This is a genomic window from Pseudomonas sp. gcc21 (genome assembly GCF_012844345.1).
GTDB lineage: Bacteria > Pseudomonadota > Gammaproteobacteria > Pseudomonadales > Pseudomonadaceae > Halopseudomonas.
In genome coordinates, this window is the sequence record NZ_CP051625.1 from 293,488 (window position 1) to 317,086 (window position 23,599).

The 23,599-nt window shown below is 58.9% G+C and carries 23 protein-coding genes; 17 read left to right on the plus strand and 6 right to left on the minus strand.

All coding sequences use genetic code 11. The features are described from left to right. Window positions 1-112 precede the first annotated feature (112 nt). The 4 genes from HG264_RS01480 (at window position 113) to HG264_RS01495 (ending at window position 4,383) form a co-directional block, all read left to right on the plus strand. Window positions 113-985: a CoA transferase subunit A gene (locus HG264_RS01480; RefSeq protein WP_169405996.1), complete on the plus strand. Its 873-nt coding sequence runs from the start codon at window positions 113-115 to the stop codon at window positions 983-985. Next, window positions 985-1,767, plus strand: coding sequence for a CoA-transferase subunit beta (locus HG264_RS01485; protein WP_169405997.1), 783 nt, complete (start codon window positions 985-987; stop codon window positions 1,765-1,767). The genes HG264_RS01480 and HG264_RS01485 overlap by 1 nt, the downstream gene beginning before the upstream one ends. Window positions 1,768-1,925: 158 nt before the next feature. Next, complete coding sequence (gene pcaD, locus HG264_RS01490) at window positions 1,926-2,714, plus strand: 3-oxoadipate enol-lactonase (RefSeq protein WP_169405998.1); 789 nt, start codon at window positions 1,926-1,928, stop codon at window positions 2,712-2,714. 349 nt (window positions 2,715-3,063) lie between these two features. Then, window positions 3,064-4,383 carry an MFS transporter gene (locus HG264_RS01495; RefSeq protein ID WP_169405999.1) on the plus strand — a complete coding sequence of 440 codons (1,320 nt, stop codon included), beginning with the start codon at window positions 3,064-3,066 and terminating at the stop codon, window positions 4,381-4,383. A 269-nt stretch (window positions 4,384-4,652) separates the two neighbouring features. Here the strand turns inward: HG264_RS01495 and HG264_RS01500 are convergent, their stop codons facing one another. From HG264_RS01500 to flgA, 4 genes are all read right to left on the minus strand, one after another. Continuing rightward, window positions 4,653-5,399, minus strand: coding sequence for a flagellar brake protein (locus HG264_RS01500; protein ID WP_169406000.1), 747 nt, complete (start codon window positions 5,397-5,399; stop codon window positions 4,653-4,655). Window positions 5,400-5,515: 116 nt separating this feature from the next. Further along, window positions 5,516-5,974, minus strand: a complete 459-nt coding sequence (locus HG264_RS01505; protein ID WP_169406001.1) for a flagella synthesis protein FlgN — start codon at window positions 5,972-5,974, stop codon at window positions 5,516-5,518. 26 nt (window positions 5,975-6,000) lie between these two features. Next, window positions 6,001-6,321, minus strand: coding sequence for a flagellar biosynthesis anti-sigma factor FlgM (gene flgM / locus HG264_RS01510; RefSeq protein ID WP_169406002.1), 321 nt, complete (start codon window positions 6,319-6,321; stop codon window positions 6,001-6,003). Window positions 6,322-6,469: 148 nt separating this feature from the next. Continuing rightward, window positions 6,470-7,180: a flagellar basal body P-ring formation chaperone FlgA gene (flgA, locus tag HG264_RS01515; protein ID WP_256663737.1), complete on the minus strand. Its 711-nt coding sequence runs from the start codon at window positions 7,178-7,180 to the stop codon at window positions 6,470-6,472. 124 nt (window positions 7,181-7,304) lie between these two features. Between flgA and HG264_RS01520 the strand changes: the two genes are divergently transcribed. From HG264_RS01520 to flgL, 13 genes are all read left to right on the plus strand, one after another. Further along, complete coding sequence (locus tag HG264_RS01520; protein WP_169406003.1) at window positions 7,305-8,243, plus strand: chemotaxis protein CheV; 939 nt, start codon at window positions 7,305-7,307, stop codon at window positions 8,241-8,243. 33 nt (window positions 8,244-8,276) lie between these two features. Further along, window positions 8,277-9,104, plus strand: a complete 828-nt coding sequence (locus HG264_RS01525; protein WP_169406004.1) for a protein-glutamate O-methyltransferase CheR — start codon at window positions 8,277-8,279, stop codon at window positions 9,102-9,104. 299 nt (window positions 9,105-9,403) lie between these two features. Beyond that, window positions 9,404-9,808, plus strand: a complete 405-nt coding sequence (flgB, locus tag HG264_RS01530) for a flagellar basal body rod protein FlgB (RefSeq protein WP_169406005.1) — start codon at window positions 9,404-9,406, stop codon at window positions 9,806-9,808. A 2-nt stretch (window positions 9,809-9,810) separates the two neighbouring features. Continuing rightward, complete coding sequence (flgC, locus tag HG264_RS01535) at window positions 9,811-10,254, plus strand: flagellar basal body rod protein FlgC (RefSeq protein WP_169406006.1); 444 nt, start codon at window positions 9,811-9,813, stop codon at window positions 10,252-10,254. Between the two features lie 13 nt (window positions 10,255-10,267). Continuing rightward, window positions 10,268-10,954, plus strand: coding sequence for a flagellar hook assembly protein FlgD (flgD, locus tag HG264_RS01540; RefSeq protein WP_169406007.1), 687 nt, complete (start codon window positions 10,268-10,270; stop codon window positions 10,952-10,954). A gap of 32 nt (window positions 10,955-10,986) precedes the next feature. Next, entirely contained in the window at window positions 10,987-12,483 is a 1,497-nt protein-coding gene (locus HG264_RS01545) for a flagellar hook protein FlgE (RefSeq protein WP_169406008.1), read from the plus strand. 214 nt (window positions 12,484-12,697) lie between these two features. Then, window positions 12,698-13,438: a flagellar basal-body rod protein FlgF gene (gene flgF / locus HG264_RS01550; RefSeq protein ID WP_169406009.1), complete on the plus strand. Its 741-nt coding sequence runs from the start codon at window positions 12,698-12,700 to the stop codon at window positions 13,436-13,438. 53 nt (window positions 13,439-13,491) lie between these two features. Then, complete coding sequence (gene flgG / locus HG264_RS01555; RefSeq protein ID WP_169406010.1) at window positions 13,492-14,277, plus strand: flagellar basal-body rod protein FlgG; 786 nt, start codon at window positions 13,492-13,494, stop codon at window positions 14,275-14,277. Between the two features lie 16 nt (window positions 14,278-14,293). Further along, window positions 14,294-14,971, plus strand: coding sequence for a flagellar basal body L-ring protein FlgH (gene flgH, locus HG264_RS01560; RefSeq protein ID WP_169406011.1), 678 nt, complete (start codon window positions 14,294-14,296; stop codon window positions 14,969-14,971). Between the two features lie 7 nt (window positions 14,972-14,978). Further along, window positions 14,979-16,082, plus strand: coding sequence for a flagellar basal body P-ring protein FlgI (locus tag HG264_RS01565; RefSeq protein ID WP_178102798.1), 1,104 nt, complete (start codon window positions 14,979-14,981; stop codon window positions 16,080-16,082). A 12-nt stretch (window positions 16,083-16,094) separates the two neighbouring features. Further along, a complete protein-coding gene (flgJ, locus tag HG264_RS01570; protein WP_169406012.1) occupies window positions 16,095-17,189 on the plus strand; it encodes a flagellar assembly peptidoglycan hydrolase FlgJ in 1,095 nt (364 codons plus the stop codon). Between the two features lie 3 nt (window positions 17,190-17,192). Continuing rightward, the gene (flgK, locus tag HG264_RS01575; protein WP_169406013.1) at window positions 17,193-19,100 is read left to right on the plus strand and encodes a flagellar hook-associated protein FlgK; all 1,908 of its coding nucleotides are present in this window, start codon (window positions 17,193-17,195) and stop codon (window positions 19,098-19,100) included. 13 nt (window positions 19,101-19,113) lie between these two features. Then, window positions 19,114-20,352: a flagellar hook-associated protein FlgL gene (flgL, locus tag HG264_RS01580; RefSeq protein ID WP_169406014.1), complete on the plus strand. Its 1,239-nt coding sequence runs from the start codon at window positions 19,114-19,116 to the stop codon at window positions 20,350-20,352. Window positions 20,353-20,632: 280 nt separating this feature from the next. Here the strand turns inward: flgL and cueR are convergent, their stop codons facing one another. Beyond that, window positions 20,633-21,040 (minus strand): Cu(I)-responsive transcriptional regulator, encoded by a 408-nt coding sequence (cueR, locus tag HG264_RS01585; RefSeq protein WP_169406015.1) that lies wholly within the window; start codon window positions 21,038-21,040, stop codon window positions 20,633-20,635. Then, the gene (locus HG264_RS01590) at window positions 21,037-23,421 is read right to left on the minus strand and encodes a heavy metal translocating P-type ATPase (protein ID WP_169406016.1); all 2,385 of its coding nucleotides are present in this window, start codon (window positions 23,419-23,421) and stop codon (window positions 21,037-21,039) included. Before HG264_RS01590 ends, cueR begins: the two co-directional genes overlap by 4 nt. Between the last annotated feature and the right edge of the window lie 178 nt (window positions 23,422-23,599).

Consider the following 23,599-nt stretch of genomic DNA (forward strand, 5'->3'; position numbering starts at 1 on the left):
ATAATCGAACAGGAATCCGATAATCGGATTGTTTGCGGCGTTGCGTCCGCATAAGGTAGGACTCACGCCACCCCCGCCGGTGGCTCCCCTCATTCAATCGAGAGCTATACCGATGTCCAAGATCATTTCCCTTGCCGAAGCGATTGACCGCTTCGTCAACGATGGCGACAGCATCGCCCTCGAAGGCTTCACTCATCTCATTCCGACCGCTGCGTCGCATGAGATCATTCGTCAGAACAAACAGGATCTGACCCTCATCCGCATGACACCCGATCTGGTATATGACCTGTTGATCGGTGCCGGCTGCGCGAAGAAGCTGGTTTTCTCCTGGGGCGGCAATCCGGGTGTCGGATCGCTGCACCGTCTGCGCGATGCGGTGGAGAAGGGTTGGCCCAAGCCGTTGGAAATCGAAGAACACAGCCATGCTGATCTGGCCAATGCCTACATTGCCGGCGCATCCGGTCTACCCTTCGCCGTGCTGCGCGCCTACGCCGGCTCGGACCTGCCCAAGGTCAATCCGCTGATCAAGAGCGTCACCTGTCCGTTTACCGGCGAGAAACTCGCTGCAGTGCCTTCGGTACGCCCTGACGTTACGGTGATTCATGCGCAGAAGGCTGACCGCAAGGGCAATGTGCTGCTCTGGGGCATCCTTGGTGTGCAGAAAGAAGCCGCGCTGGCAGCCAAACGCTGCATCGTCACGGTCGAGGAAATCGTCGACGACCTGGAAGCACCAATGAATGCCTGCGTGCTGCCGCAGTGGGCGTTGACCGCCGTCTGCCACGTGCCGGGCGGGGCGCACCCTTCCTATGCGCTGGGCTATACCGAGCGCGACAACCGTTTCTACCAAAGCTGGGATCCGATCGCCCGCGACCGTGAAACCTTTTCCGCCTGGATTGATGAATATATCCGCGGCACCGCTGATTTCGGTGCTTTTGTTGAGAAACTCAGCCAGACCAGGCTTGCCGCACCGCAGGAGGGCAAATAATGACTGCCTACACCACCAATGAAATGATGACCGTGGCTGCTTCCCGGCGCCTGAAGAATGGTGCTGTGTGTTTCGTCGGGATCGGCCTGCCATCCAAGGCAGCCAACCTGGCGCGGCTGACCACCTCGCCTGATGTAGTACTGATCTATGAGTCCGGCCCGATTGGCTGCAAGCCCAGTGTCTTGCCGCTTTCGATCGGTGACGGTGAGCTGGCTGAGACCGCCGACACCGTTGTGCCTACCGGCGAGATTTTCCGTTACTGGCTGCAGGGCGGGCGCATCGACGTCGGCTTTCTTGGCGCAGCCCAAGTGGATCGCTTCGGCAATATCAACACCACGGTAATCGGTGACTACAATCAGCCCAAAGTGCGTCTGCCGGGTGCCGGTGGCGCACCGGAAATTGCCGGCAGCGCGAAGGAAGTGCTGATCATCCTCAAACAGTCGCATCGCACCTTTGTCGACAAGTTGTCATTCATCACTTCGGTCGGCCACGGTGAAGGCGGCGAGCATCGACAGCAGCTGGGCCTGCCTGGTGCCGGGCCGGTAGGCATCATCACCGACCTGTGCATCATGGAGCCGGAGGAGGGCACCCGCGAATTCGTCGTCACCTCGCTGCATCCGGGTATCGCACGGGAGCAGGTGATCGAGAACACCGGCTGGGAAATCCGTTTCGCCGACACTGTGCGTGAGACCGAAGCGCCAAGGCCTGAAGAACTCGAAGCGCTACGTGCGCTGGAAGCGCGTACGGCGGCCGCCCACGGGCAGGCAGGCGGCGAAGAATGAGCCGCTCAGCCGCTGCGCACTCGATGTGATTTGATCGAGAGATTGGTCGCCCCGGACTGTCTTATTGGCATCCGGGGCGTCTTGCGTTCGAGCTGCCTGTCCATGGCGCCTGATAAGCTCTGAACACGCACCTTTTAACTTTGTAAATGGAGCCATCTATGCCCTTTATAGAAACTGCCAACGGCACGCTGCATTATCAGCTTGAGGGGCCAGCCGGTGCGCCGGTCCTGGTACTGAGTAATTCCCTCGGCACCGAGCTCGCCATGTGGGATACGCAGATGCCCGCCTTTATCAATGAGTTGCAGGTGTTGCGTTATGACACCCGCGGTCACGGCAGGTCCGAGGTGAGTGAGGGGTTTTACAGCATCGAGCAGCTTGGGCAGGACGTGCTCGCATTGCTGGATGCGTTACACATCGAACGCGCATCATTCTGCGGTCTGTCGATGGGTGGCCTGATCGGGCAATGGCTTGGTATCAACGCCGGCCAGCGCATCGACAAGCTGGTCCTGTGCAATACCGCCGCCAAGATCGCCAATGATGAGGTCTGGAACGGCCGTATCGAGACGGTCCTGAAGGGCAGGGAGCAGGCCATGCGCGAGCTGCGCGACGGCTCTGTGGCACGCTGGTTCACTCCTGATTACGCCGCAGCCAACCCGCAGACGGTGGAACGTATCACCCGCATGCTGGAGACCACGTCGCCCGAGGGTTATGCCGCTAACTGTGCCGCGGTCAGGGACGCAGACTTCCGCGGCCAACTCGAATCGATCACGGCACCAACCCTGATCATCACCGGCAGCGCTGACGAGGTCACCACAACTGAACACGGCCGGGCTATGCAGGCTTCGATCGCGGATGCTGAGCTGGTCGAGTTCGAGGCTGCGCACCTTTCCAATGTTCAGGCTGGAGACACCTTTACCGAGGCGGTGCTGGCCTTCATCAGAAAATAGCCGGCTGGTCATTCCCCTCAGCAACGCGGCCGGCAGGGCACCGGCCGCTGCTACACTCCACTTATCGGGACGGGATATCAGTACGAGGTGTGGCTTGCGGATTTCGTCAGAAAATTCGCGCCGACGTCACGGCGAGCTTTCTTCGCGGCAGGACTGTCAGTAAGCTGCGCCGTTTCCGCGCTGCGTCAGTGTCGGTGCCCACTAGTCAGGGGCCCCGCGCTGCAACCTCAGTGTCAACCAAACCCGTTATGGCTATTGGGAACGGCTCGATTGTCCGGCGCTCCCGGACGTTAGGCTATCTTTAAGCTGAGCCAACCCACTTGATAACCAGACTGTACGTGGAGTTTCAATGCCCAAAGCCCTTACCGCCTTCTCGTCGCTCTATTTCGCCACGTTATTGATGCTGCTGGGCAGCGGCCTGCTGAGTACCTATATCGGTCTGAGCCTGTCTGCGCGCGGGGTGAGCGAGATCTGGATCGGTGCACTGATGACCTGTTATTACGTGGGGCTGGTCGGAGGTGCATCGGTCGGCCATAGATTGATTGCGCGGGTAGGGCACATACGCGCGTTCGTAGCCAGCGCCGGCGTGGTCACCGCCTCGGTGTTGGGCCATGCCCTGTCGGAAAGCGTGCAGCTGTGGCTGTTACTACGCATTCTGGTGGGCATGGCGATGATGTGCCAGTACATGGTTCTGGAAAGCTGGCTCAATGAGCAGGCTGAATCCCATCAGCGCGGGACAGTTTTTGCAGGCTATATGGTGGTGACCTTCCTGGGTCTGATGCTCGGTCAGTTTGTATTTACTCTGATGCCGGAGCTGAATATCCGCCATATCCTGTTCGTCGCCATGTGCTTTTCGCTCTGTCTGGTACCGGTGGCGGTGACGAAAAGCCTGCACCCGGCGCCGCTGCATCCCGCACCGCTACGTATAGGTTTCTTCGTCAGACGCGTTCCCCTGGCGCTGGGGACGATAGCGGTGTCGGGACTTTTGCTGGGGTCGTTCTACGGCATGGCGCCGGTATACGCTTCGGGTATGGGGCTGGGGACTTCTGAAGTCGGTGTGTTCATGGCTGTAGCGATCGGCTCGGGGTTGTTGGCGCAGTGGCCGGTGGGCTGGATGTCTGATCGTCTTGATCGTAGCCAGCTGATTCAGCTGAACGCCATTATTCTCACCGGGGTTACGCTGGTGATGGGACTGGCAGTAGTACCCGGATATGCACTGCTGGTGCTGGCCGGGCTATTTGGCATCCTCGCCTTTACGCTTTATCCGCTTGCGGTGGCGCTGGCCAACGACCACGTCGAACCCGAAGAGCGGGTATTGCTTTCGGCGATGTTGCTGGTGACCTTCGGGCTTGGTGCCAGCGCCGGCCCCTTGGCCAGCTCGGCGCTGATGAAGGTCGGCGGGCCTGGCATGCTGTATGTATTCATGGCGATATCCAGCATGTTCCTGGTTATCAATGTGCGTCCGAGCCGGGTTACCGGCGAACACCTGCAGGCCGAACCGAGCCATTACATGCCTGCGGCGGGTAACCTCGCCAGTTCACCGCTATCCGCTGCACTGGATCCGCGCGTCGATGAACAGATAGTTGACGATCAAATGCGCGATGATGCGGATGGTTATCCAAGCGCAGCGGATCTCGATGCGGACCAGGAAGATCATCGTCCCGGTTGAGCTGATCAGAACGCACCGTTCATGCTCTGCTAGGCAGCGTTTCGGGCGCGTCGAAGGGGGCTGGTGCTGTCTTAGAACACTGGCGTAGCGCAGGCGCGCTCCCTGGGGTTGGTGAACGCCTGCTCGCCGACAGGGTGTATTTGTAGTCGGCTTCTTCTAACGGGTCGAAGAGGTTCGGGGTGTTGCAGACATTGGTGTAGCGCAGGCGCGCTACATCTCCAGGCACTGCGCAGCGGCTTGGGCTGGGTCCGGGGTGTCTCCGGTTAATATCAGAACAGGTCGTCGCGCTTTTCCAGTCGGCGCGCCTCGCGCTGCAGGTAGTTGACGAAGCGGTCCACCTGCCGCTGAGCCTGAGGGCTGGGCTGTCTGAATCTCAGGCCGACATGGGACTCGTCGCGCTTTTCGTCATAGGACACGTGGCGTACTTCGACCGCCAGATCCAGTGTTCCTATCTCAGGCAGATCCAGCTGGCAGGCCTCGATAATGGCGCCAGGACGGAGCGCGTGCGCCTGATCTGAAGCAAAGAGCGCCTTGCACCCGGTTGCGGATACGTCGAACAGGTGTCCGCTCAGCCGAAACGTTTCGCTGTGCAGCGTCACGCCTGTTTCCAGTGGCCGTTGGACGACGGCTCGAAATGCGCCACGTTTCTGATGGTAGATGAGCTGTTCAGGAAGGGCCGCGCAGTATGCCGGCGCGCCTTCCAGAATGACCCGCTGCGCGGCGACGCAATGCCAGCGCATGTGCACGCCTTCATGCCAGGCATCAATCCGGAATGACTCGCCTTCGGTGATGTACCGGTCGCCTTCTTTCGGGACCAGTTCGTCGATCCAGAGCTGCTTGCCCGCCGGGTCGATAGCGACGATGAAGCTCTGAAATTTCTGGCTACGTTCGGGAAAACTGACGATCAGCTGGTCGCGGGAATGCAGCAGCGTCTTCAACAGCGCATTGATCTCGATGGGCGAGCGGACTTCCCTGGGCGGCTGCGGACCGGTTTCTGGCGCTAGTAAGCTGGACACTGAAAAATCTCGACAATAGGCATGGCAAGGGAAGCATTGTATAGCATGCTGGCTATGAGCCACCCAATCCTTATGCGCCTTGTTGTTGGCTAGCCGGATCTCGCCGTGGACGGACCCTAGGCTTTGATTATTGGCCGCTGCGAATGGCTTCGCTTGGCGAGGCCCTGGCGGTCGTAAACGGCCTGGCTTGATTCGCCCTGATTGCGTATCAGGTCAAGCAGGTGACTGTTGGCGTGCTGGCTATGGCGTACCAATCGCGCGTTGCGCAAATTGGCGTCGCGGCAACGGGTCAGGTATTGCCTGAGGGACTGGTAGCTTTCGAACAACTCGTTCTGACCGAGCGACTCCAGAAACGCTTCCATGTCCTGTTCGGGTGTCTTGCCCAGCTGACGTGCCTGATCATTGATCTGCTGGTCATGCCCGTTCAGCGCAGACACAAGTGGAGCCTTGCTGTTCAGTAGCGACTCAAGCGTGACCATGTCGTTCTGTATCAATGCCTCCTGCTCCCTGTCGAGCAGCTCTATGAACTGTTCGCAGTCACTGGCGGCTTGATCAAATAGCTGCTTGAGTGTCATCTGTTTCTCCACAGACCCGGGGCGTCTCAGTCTTCCAGACCCAACAGTTTATCGGCAATGCGGCCGCTGTCCGGCTTGTAACTGCCATCAGCTATTGCTTGTTTGAGCTGCGCTACCCGTTCGCTGTCCACTTCCGGCAAGTCCTTTAGCCGTGCTTCGATTGATTTCATTTGCTGAGCCTGATCGCTCAGCTTGACTGACGACTCCCCCGGAGCGGATTTATCCACGCCCGGCTTGTCAGTTACGTTGTTTTCCACCGCCACGTCGCGTTTGCCTGCAGCCGCGTCGGCCTGGGCTGTGCGCCCGGCGCTGTTGGCTCCGTTGGCGGTGTTGAAGTTGATAACCATGGTTTTATCCTCAGACTGAATGCTTTGCTAATAGCTGTAACGGCCGAGGCAGCTAAACCTTTAGTACTGGTGAGCAAACTATGTGGACTGGTTCGCATTTAGCGCCCAGCGTGTCGAATACGCAGTATAGCCAAGTTCGTCAGGCGTATCACATTGCCACCGACACCTGACCCGGGGCGACAACCCTTGCGCTGACCGTACGGCCGGAGCGCGTGTTCCTGACGCGGATTTGTGCGCCCACCGTGCCGCCTTCCAGCGCTTCTCCGGGCATCTTCACCGATATCTGCGTATTGGCGGCGCTGATCACGACCTTGTCTCCGCGTTTGACGATTTCATCCTGCTCCAGTTGCGCTGGACTGACAACGGTATCGGCGGCGACTGGCCTGCGCAGACGCATGCCCACCGCCTGTTGCGGATCGGTCAGATAAGCGCCATTGAGCAAGCCTGTATCGCGTTCGACCAAGGCGACATCACCGGCACCGATTACCTCCTGCCGGCCCATCGGACGCACGGCGACCAGAACATCCTCAAACAGACTGACCTGCGCAGGTACGAACAATCGCCATCGCACGTCGCTCTCGCAGGAAAGGCGCACCGTGACGCGGCCCACCGGCACGGCAGGGCTTTCCAGACTGGCTTTCAGTGCCTCGTCCGGGCAGACGGCGAGTCGTAAACGCGGATCCAGGCGATTGACCTCGATACTGTAGCGAGCCTGTCGAGTGCTCTGCTGCAGATGCGTTTGAATTTCGCCCTCAAGAAAAGCCGTAGTCGCGCCGATAAGCTGATTTATAAGCGGGCTGGCAGACAGGCTCGCAGAGAACAGCATGGTCAGCGCGGCGCAGTGAGTACTGAAACGCATACAGGAAACCTTAAAGAGATGGCGCCGGGTTTATGTCGCTTTGCATCCTTGCAGCAAGAAATGTGCCGCGCTTCGGTAAGCCGCACCCTATACAAGCCGTCCCCTATATAGTGAGGAGTCACCCATGGCTGGCGTAATGGACTCGGTCAATCAGCGCACCCAGCTGGTTGGCGAGAATCGCCTCGAATTGCTGCTGTTCCGTCTGGCCGGCGGCCAGCTTTACGGCATCAACGTGTTCAAGGTCAAAGAAATTCTGCAGTGCCCGAAGCTGACGGTACTTCCACGACTGAATTCAGTGGTACGCGGAGTCGCACATATCCGTGGCGGTACCTTGCCGATCATTGATTTGCGCAAGGCCATCGGCGGGCCGGGTCTGGCTGACCTGGCCAATACTTTCGTGATCATCACCGAATATAATTACCGGGTTCAGGGCTTCCTGGTCAGCGGCGTCGAACGCATCGTCAATCTGAACTGGTCCGAAATTCATCCACCGCCCCGGGGCAGTGGTCGTGATCATTACCTGACCGCAGTGACGCGGGTCGATGATCGCCTGGTCGAGATCATTGATGTGGAGCGGATTCTGGCCGAAGTGGTGCCATTGCAGGAGAATGTCAGCGCTGGCGTGATTGATGAGCAGGCTCAGGCTGCGGCGGTTTCACGCAAGGTATTGATCGTTGATGATTCATCAGTGGCACGAAAGCAGGTGTCTCGTTGTCTGCAGGAAGTAGGGGTGGAGATCGTCGCCCTTAATGACGGACGCCAGGCGCTGAACTGGCTGAAAGCGCTGGCTGATTCCGGCGAAGACGTGTCGCAGAGCTTGCTGATGATGATCTCGGATATTGAAATGCCCGAGATGGACGGGTATACCCTCACCGCAGAGGTGCGGAACGATCCGCGACTCCATGGCTTGCACGTTATTTTGCACACATCCTTGTCCGGTGTATTCAACCAGGCGATGGTAAAAAAGGTAGGCGCGGATGATTTTCTCGCAAAATTCAAACCAGACGAGCTTGCCCGTCGGGTCATCGACAGGCTGCACGCGCCGCGTGGGGGGCCAGTTTGACGGAGGCGCCTTTTATACAGCGGGGCGGATCGTTTGACATCTGAACAGCAGCATTTCCATCAGTTTCGTGATTTCCTCGAGAAATCATGCGGTATCGTTCTGGGCGATAACAAACAGTACCTGGTCGCCAGCCGGCTCAACCGACTGATGGAGCAGCAGGGTATCAATCACCTGGGTGAGCTGGTCCAGCGTATCCAGAGCCAACCCCGTGGAGGACTGAAGGAATCGGTCATCGACGCGATGACGACTAACGAAACCCTCTGGTTTCGTGATGGTTATCCCTTCGAGGTGCTCAAGAACCGACTGATACCGGATTTCATCAAGTCCAACCCCGGTCAGCGTTTGCGTATCTGGTCCGCTGCGTGCTCTTCAGGGCAGGAGCCCTATTCGCTGAGCATGGCGATTGACGAGTTCGAGCGCAGCGATCCCGGTCAGCTGCGCTCCGGTGCAAGTATCGTTGCGACTGATCTCTCCGGCGGGATTTTGACGGCAGCCAGAAACGCGGAGTACGACAGCCTTTCTATTGGCAGGGGTTTGGCCCAGGACCGATTGGTTCGTTATTTCGACCAGTCGTCACCGGGAAAATGGCGAGTCAAGGCTCCCATCCGCAGCCGCGTCGAATTTCGCGCGCTGAATTTGCTGGAGAGCTATGCGATCCTGGGCAAGTTCGACATCGTATTTTGCCGGAACGTGCTTATCTATTTTTCCGCCGAACGCAAGAAGGACATCCTCAGGCGCATCCATGCGACCCTGAAGCCCGGCGGTTATCTGATGCTGGGTGCATCGGAGGCGCTGAACGGCCTCCCTGAGCTGTATCAGATGGTGCAGTGCAATCCGGGGATTGTGTACCAGGCCAAGTAAGCCTCATCGCGAGACCTCAAGAGCGTCGCGCTCGGCCCTCAATTCGCTACAGGTTGCGATTCAGTTTCGCTTCGCTAACCTCTTAACTCTTTCCTGTTGTGCCTAATCATTCGACGCACTTTTTGCCGCCTGGCAGACGGCGGTGCCGGTAAACCGTTGCCACCGGCCGCTTCCTGATCGCCTTATCTCCTTGAAAAATAAAGCAATGCATTTATGGCATGCCAATTGCTTTAGATCCTGATGACACCAAAGCGGCGGCAATTTGGCCGCGGTCAGGATTGAAGAGTGAGGAGGCTGGGATGAGCTTGAGTTTCGACCGAGCACTGGGGTTGCACGAAAAGGCGCTGGGCTTCAGGGCCGATCGCGCTGCCGTGCTTGCCAACAATATTGCCAACGCCGATACCCCCGGCTACAAGGCGCGGGATGTGGATTTTGCGGCCGTTCTCGAAGCTGAGAAAACCGGAGCAAGCAAACCTTTCAAGGCAATCCAGACTCACTCGCAGCATCTGGCGGCGGAAGGGTTTATCGACCAGGCCGCGGGGCTGCGTTACCGCATCGCCGCGCAGCCGTCCATCGATGGCAATACGGTTGATACCCAGGTCGAGCAGGCCAGATACGCCGAGAACGCTATCGAATTCCAGGCCAGCTTCACCTTCCTCAACAGCAAGTTCAAGGGGCTGATGACAGCCCTGCGCGGAGATTGATCATGTCCCTTAGCCAGGTTTTCAACATCGCCGGTTCCGGCATGAGCGCCCAGTCACTGCGGCTCAACACCGTCGCCAGCAACATCGCCAACGCCGAAACGGTTTCAAGCAGCGTCGACGAAACCTACCGCGCGCGGAATCCGGTCTTCGCCACCGTATTCAGTCAGCAACAAAACATCGGTGGCGGGTCGCTGTTTGCACCTGAGCATGAGGCGGGCAGCGGGGTAGAGGTGCGCGGTATCGTCGAATCGGACGCAGCGCTTCAGCCTCGCTATCAGCCTGACCACCCGATGGCTGACGAGGAAGGGTACGTGTTTTATCCCAACGTGAACGTGGTTGAAGAGATGGCCAACATGATGTCCGCCTCGCGCTCCTATCAGACCAACGTTGAAATCATGAACACCGCCAAAACCATGCTGCAGCGCGTGCTGACGCTGGGCCAGTAAGGAGTTGTAGACCATGAGTGTCAGTAACAATCTCGCCGTTGGCGACAGCCTGCTGGATCAGTACAAGGTCGACCAGTCGCGTTTCGCCAAAGGTGACGAGCTCGGCAAGAACGAGTTCATGAACCTGCTGGTCGCGCAGATGAATAACCAGGATCCGCTGTCGCCCCAGGACAACGGCGAGTTCATCGCGCAGCTGGCGCAGTTCAGTACCGTCGAAGGTATTGAGAACATGAATACCTCCATGGATTCGCTGCTCAGCGGCTATCAGTCTTCCCAGGCCTTGCAAGCGTCGTCGCTGGTCGGACGCAGTGTCATCGTGCCGACCATGAACGCCATGGTCGATACGCAGGAAGGTGTCGAGGGGCAACTGGCGCTGACGCAGCGCAGCGACAACGTTTCGGTCAACGTCTATGACGAAAAAGGCAGCTTGGTTTCAACAGTGAACATGGGCGCGAAAGAAGCCGGCATGCTGGACTTCAAATGGGACGGCAAGAACGGCAGCGGCGAAACCTTGCCGGCCGGCAAATACAAATTCGAAGCTCAGGCCTCCATAAATGGTGAGAACAAACAGCTCGCAACCCTGCTGCCAGCCAATGTCGACAGCGTGTCGCTTGGCATGGGCAAGGGTGGCGAGATGGTTCTCAATCTGGCCGGACTCGGCAGTATCGGTCTTTCTGAAGTTCTGACTATCAGCAAATAACGTCGTCCGACAAACCGGACAAGGAGTACAGCATGTCTTTCAATACAGGTTTGAGTGGTATCCGGGCGGCGGCATCCGAGCTGAATATCACCGGTAACAACATCGCCAACGCCGGCACGGTGGGGTTCAAGGGTTCACGTGCCGAGTTCGCAGATGTCTATGCAGCCTCAGTTTTAGGCACGGGCAGCAATGCAGTCGGTAGTGGTGTCGCTACTGGTGATGTCGCGCAGCTGTTCAACCAGGGTGCAGTCAACTTCACCGAGAACAGTCTGGACCTGGCCATCAACGGCAACGGCTTCTTTGTCACCAGCAACAACGGTGCGCTGAGTTATACCCGTGCCGGTTACTTTGGCACTGACAGCCAGGGCAATATCGTCAATAACTTTGGTGAGCGGTTGCAGGGCTTTGGCGTCAACGAAGCGACCGGCACCATCAATGAAGGTGTACAGACGGATTTAAGAGTGGATACCAAGGCGGCTAATCCGCGGGCGACTTTGAATGTGGCCTCCACGCTCAACCTGAATTCGACAAGCGTACGTCAGCCGATATGGGAGCAGGCTTTCGAGGCCGCCCGTACCGCTGCGTTGGCGCCGACACCTGAACAAATCACCGCCGCAGAAAATGCGGGGCAAGCTGCCTACGATGGGGTCGTCTTGTCAGATCCGCCTACCGAACAGGAGCTGGCAGCTGCCGAGAGCGCTCGCCAAACTGCTTATGATCAACACATTGCCAACCTGCCGGCACCCACTGCGGATCAAGTTGCTGCTGCCGAGGTCGCGGGCAGAACAGCTGCAACCAATACCTTCGACCCGGCTAACTCCGCCACCTACAACAGCTCTACCTCGGTAAACGTTTACGACAGCCAGGGTAACCCGCACGTCATGACCAAGTATTTCGTCAAGACCAGTGGCAACAACTGGGATATGCATGTGCGGATCGGTGGCCAACCAGTAGGTGTGAATGGTGACGCCGGGCCTATGCGGCTGCAGTTCGATGCATCCGGCAAGCTCCAGACCGAGCAGCCGATCCAGGTTACTGGCTGGAATCCGCTGGACAAGAACGGTCAGCCCACCGGAGCTAACTCGAACGTAACCTTCAATCTCGACTTGGAGGGCTCTACCCAATACGCAGCCAGCTTCGCAGTCACCGCGGTCTCCCAGGATGGCTACACCACCGGTGATCTGGCTGGTTTGGAAATCAACGATGAGGGTTTGCTGGTAGCGCGGTACACGAACGGACAGACGAAGGTGCAAGGACAGCTGGCATTGGCTACCTTCGCAAATCAGCAAGGGCTAACCCCGCTTGGCAAGACGGCGTGGGCGCAATCCTCCGATTCCGGTGAGCCGGTCATCGGCAAGCCGGGTGCGGGTACGCTGGGTCGAGTTCAGTCCGGGGCGCTGGAGCAGTCCAACGTTGATCTGTCGGAGCAGTTGATCAATCTGATCGTCGCCCAGCGCAACTATCAGGCGAACTCTAAAACCATTCAGACCGAAGATGCGGTGACCCAGACGATCATCAACCTGCGTTAATTCCCACCGCTGGCCCGCCCGGGTATCAGCGATACCGCGGCAATAGTTGGCAATGACGTGCCAATTATTGCCGTTCTGCCTTTTGACAACCATTAACCTGTTGATTAATAAGCTCATTTAGTCCTGTTCAACTCTGGCACGAACTGTGCTTGATACTCCATAGAGACATTAAAGCGGCAATTCCTTGTCGCAGTGGTCGAAACGGGAGTTAAGCATGGACAAATCCTTATTCATCTCCATGACCGGTGCCAGCCAGAACATGCTGGCGCAGGGCGCGCATGCCAATAATCTGGCAAACGTCAGCACGCCCGGCTTTCAGAGGGATTTCGAGCAGGCCCGGTCGATGCAGGTGTTTGGCGAAACCCATCCGACCCGCGTGTATGCCATGACCGAACGAGCCGGCACTGACCTGTCCGGCGGGCCCTTGATGGAAACCGGCCGGGAGCTGGACATCGCCATTGAAGGCGACGGCTGGATCGCGGTTCAGGCGCCCGACGGCGGTGAAGCCTATACCCGCGCCGGCAGCCTGAATATTGACACCTTCGGCATTCTTCGCACTTCAAGCGGCATGCCCGTGCTGGGCAATGGCGGTCCGATTGCGCTGCCGCCCTCCGACAAAATCGAGATCGGCACCGACGGCACCATCACCGTACGCGCCCAGGGTGAAGCGCCCAACGTACTGGCAGAAATCGACCGCATCAAGTTGGTCAATCCGCCCGGCGACCTGATGCGCAAGGGCGACGACGGCCTGATGCGCGTCGAGGGCCAGCTTGAGCAGCCGGCTGACGGCGCAATCAAGATCACCACAGGCTTTCTTGAGGGAAGCAACGTGAACGCGGTGGAGGAGATGACCTCCATGCTGTCACTCGCGCGGCAGTTCGAGCTGCACATCAAGATGATGCGTACCACCGAAGAAAACGCACAGTCCACCAACAAGATTTTGCAGATCAGCTAAGGCTCTTTTGACGGTAAAGCAGTGCCAGATAACGGGCACGCAAGGAGAACACCATGCATTCAGCACTTTGGGCAAGCAAGACCGGGCTAGCGGCTCAGGACACCATGCTTACCACCATTTCCAACAACCTCGCCAACGTCGGCACCACCGGCTTCAAACGTGACCGCCCGGAGTTCGAGGATCTCTTGTACCAGGTCAAGCGTCAGCCCGGAGCACAAAGCACCCAGGATACGCAGCTGCCGTCGGGCCTGCAGACCGGTACCGGTGTGAAAGTCGTCGGCACGCAGAAGATCTTCACCCAGGGTTCACTGCAGACTACCGAGCAGCCGCTCGACCTGGCGATCAACGGCAAGGGTTTTTTCCAGATCCTGATGCCGGACGGCAATATGGGTTACACCCGTGACGGCAGCTTTCACCTGGATGCCGAGGGGCGGGTAGTGACGTCCAACGGTTACCCCCTGGAGCCGGGTATCCAGCTGCCCGAGAACGTGCAGTCATTCACTGTGGGCGAAGACGGCACCGTCAGCATCACTGTATTTGGCGATCCGGGCGTTCAGGAGATCGGCAATCTGCAGACCGCCGACTTCATCAACCCCGCCGGCCTGCAGGCCATCGGCAGCAACCTGTATATGGAAACCGCCGCCAGCGGTGCGCCCCTGGCAGGTAACCCGGGCGAAAACGGCCTGGGCACTGTGCTGCAGAACACCCTGGAGAATTCCAACGTCAGCGTCGTCGAGGAATTGGTCAATATGATCACGACCCAGCGCGCCTACGAAATGAACTCCAAGGTGATCTCCACTGCTGACCAGATGCTGCAGTACGTCAGCCAGAATCTGTAACCGGAGTAATCGACTGATGAATGCCCTGCGTTCTGCGTTGTTGCTGGTAGCCATATCGAGCCTGGCTGCCTGCGTTCAGGTACCGCCCAAGCCGGACGATCCGGCCTATGCGCCGGTCATGCCGCGCACGCCGATGCCCCAGGCATTGAATAACGGCGCCATTTATCAGTCGGGGTTTGAGGTCAGCCTGTATGGCGATCGCAAGGCGCATCGCGTCGGGGACATCATCACCATCACGCTTCAGGAACGAACTGCCGCGCGCAAAAGCGCCGACAGCGAGGTCAGCAAGAACAGCTCCACCGAGATCCTCAATCCGACGCTGCTCGGCAACGTGGTGGGCGCCAAAGGGCTCGACCTCGGTGTGAGCATGGGTGGCAGCCGCTCCGCCGATGGCGACGCCAAGGCCAACCAGTCCAACAGCCTGACCGGCTCCATCACCGTCACCATCAGCGACGTGCTGCCCAACGGCCTGATGCAGGTACGCGGGGAGAAATGGATCACCCTGAACAATGGCGACGAGTTGATTCGCATCTCCGGCCTGGTGCGCAGCGATGACGTCGGCCCCGACAATACCGTGCCCTCGACCCGGGTAGCCGATGCGCGCATTACCTACTCGGGCACCGGCGCCTTTGCCAATGCGAGCCAGCCGGGCTGGTTGAGTCAGTTCTTCCTCAGTCCACTGTGGCCCTTCTAGGAATCCGATGATGCGTACTTTGATGTTGTGCCTGTGCGTACTGCTGATGAGCCCGCTTGCGCATGCCGAGCGGATCAAGGACATCGCCAGCATTGCCGGCGTGCGTAACAACCAGCTGATCGGTTATGGCCTGGTGGTGGGCCTGGATGGTTCGGGTGACCAGACCAGCCAGACACCCTTTACCGTGCAGACCTTCAACAACATGCTGACCGAGTTCGGTATTACGGTCCCACCGGGCACTCGGATCCAGACCAAGAACGTTGCTGCGGTGGCGATTCATGCTGATCTGCCAGCCTTTGCGCAGCCGGGGCAGACCATCGACATCACGGTGTCGTCGATTGGTAACTCCAAGAGCCTGCGCGGCGGCAGCCTGCTGATGACTCCGCTCAAGGGTGCGGACGGGCAGGTGTATGCCGTCGCCCAGGGCAACCTGGTGGTAGGCGGTTTCGGCGCGGAAGGCCGGGATGGTTCGCGGATTACGGTGAATGTGCCCAGCGTCGGGCGTATCCCCGGCGGTGCGACCGTCGAGCGCGCTGTCGCCAGCCCTTTTGCCTCGGGTGATCACCTGACCTTCAACCTGAACCGTCCCGACTTTACTACCGCCAAGCGCGTGGTGGATCGTATCAATGAGACCTTCGGCCCGGGCGTCGCTCAGGCTCTGAACGGCGGATCAATCAGGGTGCGCGCGCCTCTTGATCCGAATCAGCGCGTCGATTATCTGTCCATGGTCGAGAATCTGCAGGTTGAACAGGGTAACGCGACCGCCAAGATCATCATCAACTCGCGCACCGGGACCATTGTTATCGGTCAGGATGTGCGTGTGCAGCCCGCTGCGGTGACCCACGGTGGTCTGACGGTGACCATCACCGAGAACCCGCAGGTAAGCCAGCCCAATGCACCCTTCAATGGCGGTCAGACTGTTATCACGCCGAGCTCGCAGATTGACATCGAAGAGGGCGACAGCCGCATGTTCGTCTTCAACCCGGGTGTATCCCTGGACGAGATCGTGCGGGCGGTGAATCAGGTGGGCGCGGCGCCGGGCGATCTGATGGCCATTCTTGAAGCGCTGAAGCAGGCCGGTGCGCTGAACGCAGACCTTGTGGTTATCTGAGGTAACACGTCCATGAACATGAACAGCAGCAACATGAGCTACACCGACCTGAACGCCATGAGCCAGCTCAAGGCGGGCAGCAAGGCCAACAGCCCGGAGAACCTGCAGCGCGTGGCGAAGCAGTTCGAGTCGCTGTTCATGAACATGATGGTCAAAAGCATGCGTGATGCGAACGCGGCGTTTGCCGAGGGCAATCCGCTGAACACGCCGCAGACCAAGTTCTACCAGGACATGTACGACAACCAGATGACCATGCACCTGTCTGAAAAGCAGGGTGTTGGCCTGGCTGATGTAATGATGCGTCAGCTGTCGCCGAACAAATCCCCGTCGCCGGTCCAGAACGCTTCGGCCGGCGACGCCGCCGTGCAGGGATCCGATCAGTCCGCGTTGCTGGCGCGTCGTCGGCTGGGAATTTCCAGTTACCGCGCCGTTGCTGGCGAAGCGGCACCGGCGAATATAGCGCCGTCAGACGCAGCCTCCAAAACCGAACCGTCAAATGAATGGCAGCCAATGCGCGCTTTGCGGGCAGTGAAAACTGGGCCGGGCAGCATGCATGCGCTGACAGCACAGGCGGCAGCGAGTCCTGCACCTGCACGTTTCAACAACCCGGCGGAATTCACCGCAGCGATGCTGCCAATGGCTGAAAAGGCCGCGGCCAGACTCGGCGTTGATCCGCATTATCTGGTCGCCCAGGCGGCACTGGAAACGGGCTGGGGCAAGTCGGTCATCCGTCAGGGTGATGGCAGCAGCAGCCATAACCTGTTCGGTATCAAGACCCATGGCGTCTGGCAGGGCGAATCCGCCAGCGTGATGACGTCCGAGTACCGTGACGGGGTCAAGGGGCAGGAGCGTGCCAGCTTCCGCAGTTACGACTCCTATGAGCAGAGCTTCGATGATTACGTCAGCTTTCTGGAAAGTAACGGGCGCTACAAGGAAGCGCTGAAAAACACGGCTGATCCAGACCAGTTCTTCCGTGAACTGCAACGGGCAGGCTACGCCACCGATCCCCAGTACGCGCGCAAGGTGTCGCAGATCGCGCAGAAACTCTTGAACGACGACAGGTTGGCAAGCTCTGCGACCGACGCGCTTAACCAGGACAAGGCATAAGTCATGGCAGACCTGTTCAATATCGGCCTTAGCGGGCTCAAGAGTTCGCAAACCAATCTGTCCATCACTGGGCAGAATATCAGCAACATCAACACACCCGGTTACACGCGCCAGAGCGCGGTACAGGCTGCGCGGGACCCGAGTTTTACCGGTGCGGGGTATATCGGCAACGGCACCAGCATTGTTGATGTGCAGCGTATTCATAACCAGTTTCTGACCAATCAGGTTCGCACCAGTACCTCGATGAACGCCGAAGTGATGGCATTCCAGACCCAGATCGAAGAGCTGAACGGCCTGCTTGCCGGCAGTGCGACCGGTATCAATCCGGCCATGCAAAGCTATTTCGGTGCGCTTCAGACTGCCATTGAAGATCCGGCCAGCGTGCCTGCGCGGCAGTTGTTTCTGGCCGAAGCGGAAGGCCTGGCTGGTAAATTCAATACCGTGCACCAACGCCTGACCGCACAGAACGAATTTATTGGCCAGCAGATGGGCACGGTGACTGATCAGGTGAGCCGTCTTGCAAGCAACATCGCGTCCTATAACAACTCCATCGCCAAGGCCTCGGCACAGGGTGCCCAGCCCAATGATCTGCTGGACGCAAGGGACGAAGCGATCCGTCAGCTGAGCGAGTACATAGGCGTGACCGTGGTGCCGCAGGACGACAACACCGTTAACCTGTTTGTGGGTACTGGCCAGCCGTTGGTGGTGGGCAATGATGCGTCCGCGCTGACAATCGAACCCGGCCGAACCGACCCTAACCGCGTCGAGATACACCTGAAAAGTGGCAGCACGAGTCAGAACATTACCGGACTGGTCAGTGGGGGAGAGCTCGGAGGGATACTGCGCTATCGCGGTGAGCTGGACAACGCCATGAATTCGGTGGGCCGGCTGGCGCTGTCGATGGCTAGCGAGTTCAACCAGCAGCTGGCGCAGGGGTTGAATCTGAATGGGGAGGCGGGTTCGAACCTGTTTGCGGATATAAACAGCGATCAGCTGAAGACAGACCGCAGCGTAGCTATCGGCGATAGCCAGGGCTCGCTCAGGGTATCGATAGACGATACTTCCAGGCTCACCACCTCCGACTACGAAGTAAGGTATGACGAGGGCAAGCTGACTGTTCGGCGCGTGTCCGACGGAAAGCTCGTTGAGCCTGTCGGCACGAATCCAGCCCAATACGACGGTTTTTCGCTTGAAGATAGCGGTTTGCAGAATGGCGACCGCTTTCTGGTGATGCCGACCCGGTCGGGTGCGAACACGATCGGCGTGCAGATGAAGAATCCCCAGGAGCTGGCATTTGCTGCGCCCGTCTCGGTGCAGAAGGATCTAAATAACCGGGGTACCGGCAGCGCAGAGCTTATTCTTGAAAGGGGGCAATCGCTGGATGCTACCGCATTGAAGGGCGCGCTGCCGTTGACGTTGGAGCGTACTTCAACCGGATATACCTTGGGCGGTGAAGCCGTTACGGTTTCGGACACCGGGGAAATTGCGCTGACTGTAAGTGGCTACGGATTTACTCTAAAACTCGCTGGCCAGCCCGCTGAAGGCGATACGTTCGAAATCAGTTTCAATACCGGCACATCGGATAACCGAAACGCCTTGCAACTTTCCAATCTGCAAACCGATGCAGTGATGGGCAAGAGCGATACAAACAAGAAGGGATTCTCCCTCGCTGACGGTTACGGCACCCTGATTCAACACGTTGGCACCCAGACCGCCCAGGCGCGCGCCGAGAGCGAAGCCAGCGGTGCCGTACTCAAGCAGGCGACGAATAATCGCGACTCGGTGTCGGCGGTGAATCTGGATGAAGAAGCAGCCAACCTGATGAAGTTCGAGCAGTATTACAACGCCTCGGCGCAGGTTATTCAGATTGCGCGCTCGATATTCGATACATTGATCAGCAGCATCCGCTGACAGGGAAACGGCCATGCGTATTTCGACAATACAGGCGTTCAATAACGGCGTGCAGGGCATGCAGAACAACTACAGCAACGTGACGCGCACGCAGGAGCAGATCAGCTCCGGCAAGCGCATCATGACCCCTGCGGATGACCCGGTCGGCAGCGTGCGTCTGCTGCAGCTGGATCAGCAGGCCGGCAAGCTGGAGCAGTACAAGGGTAACCTGACCGCAGCCAATAACAGCCTGATGCAGGAAGAGGCGACGCTGAATTCGGTCAACAATATCCTGCAGCGGGTGCGTGAGATTACTTTTGAAGCGGGTAACGGCGCGCTTGATAAAGGCGGGCGGGAAGCGCTGGCGCAGGAGCTGGCCGAACGTGAGGATGAATTATTCGGGCTGATGAATTCGAAGAATGCTCGGGGCGAATATTTGTTTGGCGGGTACAAGAGTGATGAGCCGCCTTTCGTAAAAGAGGCCGATGGCAGTTATAGCTACAAGGGCGATGAAGGGCAGCGTTTTGTCCAGATTGCCGGGTCCAAATCGGTAGCGATCAATGATAATGGCAAAGAGCTGTTTGTCGACATAGAGAATGCGGATAGGCTCTCTGCGACAATCTCAGCCGGTGATTCCGGGTTTCCCATAAAGATCAGCTCTGTGGCCGTTGATGACAAAGGTACGTTTGGGCAAGCTTCGCTTCCTGCGACTTTCAAGTTAGTTGTGGGCGACAGTGAAGATGGACTGGAGCTTAGTGTATCCGATAGTACTGGAGAGCTTCTCGTTAAGCCTGAAGACGTGACGTATTCGTCCGGCGAAAACGGCTTGACCGCTTCCTTCAAAGGTATCTCGCTAACTTTCGAAGGGACCCTTGAATCAGGTCAAGAAATCACCATCACGCGCAAAGATAAACGCAACGTATTGGATACCATCTCTCTCCTCCGAGAAAACCTGGAATCCGGCGGTGATAGCGCTGAAGATAAAGCGAAGCGTAGCGAAGTCCTGTCAGTCGGCCTGCAAAACCTCGACAACGCCATGAATAAGGTCCTCGGCGTACAAACCTCGATCGGGGCGCGGATGAATGTTATCGAGTCCACCCAGAATGAACATGCTGAAGCCGAGTTGATCAACACCACGGTCAAGTCTGGTATCGAGGATCTTGACTATGCCGAAGCGCTGAGTCGGCTGAGCCTGGAATCGGTGGTGTTGCAGGCGGCGCAGCAGAGCTTCGTCAAGATCAGCGGGATGAGCTTGTTTAATCTGCTGCGCTAGTAGTTTTCCATGGCAGATTGGAGTGGCGCAGGGCATGGCGTAGCGCGGGCGCGCTATACGCCCAGGGTGGCGCCGACAATGCGCCGCTGGATGGGCTTCCTGGGGTTGGCGTGCGGCTCGGGCCGCGTTCGGACGCGCCGACAGGTTCACACTCGCCGCGGGTTTAGGCCGGCTTAGTGATCAACATAAGCGTGCGGTAGGCCTTGGCGTAGCGCAGGCGCGCTACACCCCCAGGGTGACGCGGCGAGTGTCGGGCGGACGCAGTCTTCTGTGATTACCTTCAGTGTTTCGTATCACATTCATCCTTGGCCAGATTATCCAGGATCGGGCAGTCGGGCCGCGAATCGCCTCGGCAGCAGTCTGCCAGATGGGCTAACGAGTCATGCATGGCCTGCAATCCTGCAATTTTTTCTTCCAGCTCCAGCAAATGGTCCTTCACCAAAGCTTTAACTTCGGCGCTGCTGCGTTGACGGTTCTGCCATAGAGCGAGCAGCTGGCTGATTTCTGCGATGCTGAAACCCAGGGTGCGGGCCCGGTGGATAAACCGCAGCACGTGCAGGTCCCGCTGGTCGTAGCGTCGATAGCCTGCCGCGCTGCGTTCGGCGGACGGCAGCAGGCCGATGCTTTCGTAGTGCCGAATCATCCTTGGCGTTAATCCGCTGGCCTTGGCCGCTTCACTGATATTCATACAATCTCCGGTTTCCAGCGTTTGAGCAGCAGCGCGTTGGCGACCACGCTGACGCTGCTGGCGGCCATCATGGCGCCGGCCAGCATCGGGTTCAGCAGGCCAATTGCGGCGAGTGGAATACCGACGCTGTTATACACAAAGGCCCAGAACAGGTTCTGGCGGATCTTGCGCCAGGTATGGCGGGAGATATCCAGCGCCGCGGGTACCAGTTGCGGTTCGCCGCGCATCAGCGTGATCCCTGCGCTGTGCATGGCTACATCGGTGCCAGTCGACATGGCCATGCCAACGTCCGCTGCGGCGAGCGCGGGCGCGTCATTGATGCCGTCGCCAATCATGGCGACGATGCGACCCTTGGCGCGCAGTGCTTCCACATGTTTGGCTTTGTCTGCAGGTAACACCTGCGCCTCGACGTGGCTGATACCCAGTTCGCGGCCCACAGCTCCGGCGGCTGCCTGGCTGTCTCCGCTGATCAGCCAGCTTTCAATGCCGGAGCGGGTAAGTTGATCGACGGTGGTCCGGGAGGTGGCCTTCAGTGTGTCGGCAAAGGCCATGAGCGCGACCACTCTTGGCTGACCGTCATCGATACCGAGCCAGGAGATAGTGTGCCCCTCGGCTTCGTGCTGCTTGATCGTCTGCTCCCAGTCGGACAAATCGATTCCCTGTTCGCGCATCAGCAAGGCGTTGCCGAGCCAGGCCTTGTGCCCCTCGACCATGCCACTGGCACCGCGGCCTGCATGCACGCGGAAATCCTCGGCGGGTTCTGCTTTCACGTCCCGATCGGAGGCGTGATTGAGTAGCGCCGTAGCCAGCGGATGCTCAGCGTGCTTCTGGATTGATGCGGCCCAGGCCAACGACTGTGTGTAGGGCGTATCGCCGGTCTCGAATGCCTTGAGCTCCGGTTTGCCTTCGGTGAGTGTGCCGGTCTTGTCGAACACAACGGTATCCACCCGATGCGCCAGTTCCAGCGCCTGGGCGTCACGAATCAGGATGCCGTGGCGCGCGGCGATGCCGGTGCCGACCATGATCGCAGTCGGGGTCGCCAGCCCAAGGGCGCAGGGGCAGGCGATTACCAGTACCGCGATGGCATTGAGTAGCGCCTGTTCCGCGCCGAACCAGAAGCTGCCGATGCCCCATGCCAGTAGCGCGATGACCATCACGATAGGGACGAACACGGCGCTGACGCGGTCCACCAGTCGCTGGATAGGTGCCTTGGAAGCCTGTGCGCTTTCCACCAGACGGACGATGCGCGACAGCATGGTGTCGCCACCGACAGCGGTGGTTTCCAGCACCAGCAAACCGTCAAGATTCATCGCACCGGTGGAGACCAGCTCGCCGGGCTGGCGACTGACCGGCAGGCTCTCGCCGGTGAGCATGGATTCATCAACGTGGCTGCCGCCTTCGCGCACCTTTCCGTCCACCGGGATGCGTTCGCCCGGTTGCACCACGATCAGGTCGGCGGGTTTGATCTGATCAAGGGGTACCATGCGGTCCCCTTCAGCGGTGCGCAGACGCGCGGTATCCGGACGCAGCGCGGTGAGCGCGCGGATGGCTTCAAGTGTCTGCCCCTTGGCGCGGCTCTCAAGATATTTTCCAAGCAGTACAAAGGTGACGATCACCGCTGATGCTTCGTAATACAGAACAGGCATCTGCCCGGCGGGGGTGCTGATGATATGCCATGTACTCAGTGCCCAGCCGGCGGACGTACCCATGGCCACAAGCAGATCCATGTTCCCGGTGAAATTGCGCAGGGCGTGCCAGGCGCCGCGATAGAAACGCGCGCCAAAGCCAAACTGTACGATGGACGCCAGCACAAGCTGAATCATGGGCGGCACCATCAGGTCATGCCGCCCGAACAGCTCCGGCACCATGCCCAGCGCAAGGGGAGCGCTGAGCAGCGCTGCGGCGATCAGATGCCAGCGCTGGTGACGCAGCTTCGTTGATTGATCTTCGGAATCCCCGGTGCGCTGTTCATCCAGCCACTTGCCGGGATAACCGGCCTTGTCCAGCGCGGCCAGCACGGCCGCATCATCCGTACTGGGCAAAAGTGTGACTCGCGCCTGCTCACTGGCCAGGTTGACTTGCGCACCCAGCACGCCGGGAACGCCGAGTAGCGCTTTTTCTACACGACTGACGCAGCTGGCGCAGGTCATCTCGGCAATGCTGAGTTGGCGTTGCTCGGTTGTCACACCATAGCCGGCCTTGTCGAGTGCCTCACAGGCGGGCCCAAGCTGCTTCGGGTCCTCAACCTCAAGGCGCGCGGTCTCCGATGCCAGGTTGACCTCGGCCGAACTGATGCCCGTGGCCTTGTCCAGCACCTGCTCGATGCGACGCACGCAGCTGGCGCAATTCATGCCGTTTATGTGAAGGGTGACAGTGCTCATATGCGATTCCTCGTTGCCAGTCACCAGAGCATGGCGCTTGACATCATGTCAAGGTCAAGCCGGCATACGAACTTACACCGCCGCCGGCCGGTCACAAACGAGAAGCCTGTGTTCGCAGCGGCATGGCGGGAACAGATGAGCGCTAGATCCAGTCTCTCAGACAAAACTCGGTCCAGTT

Excerpts from the sequence above, each read along its gene's own strand:
- HG264_RS01545 (WP_169406008.1), top strand. The coding sequence starts at position 10,987 with ATGTCTTTCAATACAGGTTTGAGTGGTATCCGGGCGGCGGCATCCGAG.
- flgM (WP_169406002.1), bottom strand. The coding sequence starts at position 6,321 with ATGGTTATCAACTTCAACACCGCCAACGGAGCCAACAGCGCCGGGCGC.
- flgA (WP_256663737.1), bottom strand. The coding sequence starts at position 7,180 with ATGCGTTTCAGTACTCACTGCGCCGCGCTGACCATGCTGTTCTCTGCG.
- HG264_RS01590 (WP_169406016.1), bottom strand. The coding sequence starts at position 23,421 with ATGAGCACTGTCACCCTTCACATAAACGGCATGAATTGCGCCAGCTGC.
- flgJ (WP_169406012.1), top strand. The coding sequence starts at position 16,095 with ATGAACATGAACAGCAGCAACATGAGCTACACCGACCTGAACGCCATG.
- flgB (WP_169406005.1), top strand. The coding sequence starts at position 9,404 with ATGAGCTTGAGTTTCGACCGAGCACTGGGGTTGCACGAAAAGGCGCTG.
- HG264_RS01480 (WP_169405996.1), top strand. The coding sequence starts at position 113 with ATGTCCAAGATCATTTCCCTTGCCGAAGCGATTGACCGCTTCGTCAAC.
- pcaD (WP_169405998.1), top strand. The coding sequence starts at position 1,926 with ATGCCCTTTATAGAAACTGCCAACGGCACGCTGCATTATCAGCTTGAG.
- HG264_RS01485 (WP_169405997.1), top strand. The coding sequence starts at position 985 with ATGACTGCCTACACCACCAATGAAATGATGACCGTGGCTGCTTCCCGG.
- flgH (WP_169406011.1), top strand. The coding sequence starts at position 14,294 with ATGAATGCCCTGCGTTCTGCGTTGTTGCTGGTAGCCATATCGAGCCTG.
- flgG (WP_169406010.1), top strand. The coding sequence starts at position 13,492 with ATGCATTCAGCACTTTGGGCAAGCAAGACCGGGCTAGCGGCTCAGGAC.
- flgK (WP_169406013.1), top strand. The coding sequence starts at position 17,193 with ATGGCAGACCTGTTCAATATCGGCCTTAGCGGGCTCAAGAGTTCGCAA.
- cueR (WP_169406015.1), bottom strand. The coding sequence starts at position 21,040 with ATGAATATCAGTGAAGCGGCCAAGGCCAGCGGATTAACGCCAAGGATG.
- flgL (WP_169406014.1), top strand. The coding sequence starts at position 19,114 with ATGCGTATTTCGACAATACAGGCGTTCAATAACGGCGTGCAGGGCATG.
- HG264_RS01520 (WP_169406003.1), top strand. The coding sequence starts at position 7,305 with ATGGCTGGCGTAATGGACTCGGTCAATCAGCGCACCCAGCTGGTTGGC.
- flgF (WP_169406009.1), top strand. The coding sequence starts at position 12,698 with ATGGACAAATCCTTATTCATCTCCATGACCGGTGCCAGCCAGAACATG.
- HG264_RS01505 (WP_169406001.1), bottom strand. The coding sequence starts at position 5,974 with ATGACACTCAAGCAGCTATTTGATCAAGCCGCCAGTGACTGCGAACAG.
- flgC (WP_169406006.1), top strand. The coding sequence starts at position 9,811 with ATGTCCCTTAGCCAGGTTTTCAACATCGCCGGTTCCGGCATGAGCGCC.
- flgD (WP_169406007.1), top strand. The coding sequence starts at position 10,268 with ATGAGTGTCAGTAACAATCTCGCCGTTGGCGACAGCCTGCTGGATCAG.
- HG264_RS01565 (WP_178102798.1), top strand. The coding sequence starts at position 14,979 with ATGATGCGTACTTTGATGTTGTGCCTGTGCGTACTGCTGATGAGCCCG.
- HG264_RS01495 (WP_169405999.1), top strand. The coding sequence starts at position 3,064 with ATGCCCAAAGCCCTTACCGCCTTCTCGTCGCTCTATTTCGCCACGTTA.